This window comes from Salinimicrobium oceani (assembly GCF_012037645.1).
In genome coordinates, this window is sequence record NZ_JAAVJR010000431.1 from 1 (window position 1) to 504 (window position 504).

A 504-nucleotide genomic window follows, 5' to 3' on the forward strand; every position below is an offset into this window, starting at 1 on the left:
CAGAAATTCATTTATCTGTTCCTGACTTTGATCTATGTCTTCTATTTTTAGGATAAGATCGTCATTGATTACCATATTATTCTTTCGCAGCGCATCCAGATAGCCATTGGTTCTCAATTTCCCCACACTCACGTAATCCACAGTTGTAATAATACCAATATTGCTACAGCCGGAATCTATAAGGTGCTGAACCGCTTTTGCAGCACCTTCGGCATCATCAATAATCACTTTATCGCAGACGATCTCCTCCACTACTCTATCCACCAACACCACCGGCATACCCTGGTTTATGACCTCCTGCAGGTGATGATAATCTCCTTTTTGCTGAGTTTCCTTGGCAACAGAGAGAATAAAACCGTCTGTACTACCGTTGGCCAGCATTTCCATATTCATAACCTCCCTGTCAAAAGAATTATTTGACAGACATATTATGACATTGTAGCCTTTTTTATTTGCTACTTCCTCTATCCCGCTAATCACGGTAGCAAAGAAATCATGGACGAT

Annotated in this window: 1 protein-coding gene; it reads right to left on the reverse strand. The window is 40.9% G+C overall.

Going from position 1 to position 504, the window contains the following annotated elements; translation table 11 throughout:
* Positions 1-504, reverse strand: a 504-nt coding sequence (locus tag HC175_RS17570) for a substrate-binding domain-containing protein (RefSeq protein ID WP_168139584.1), incomplete at both ends; no start/stop codon positions are given.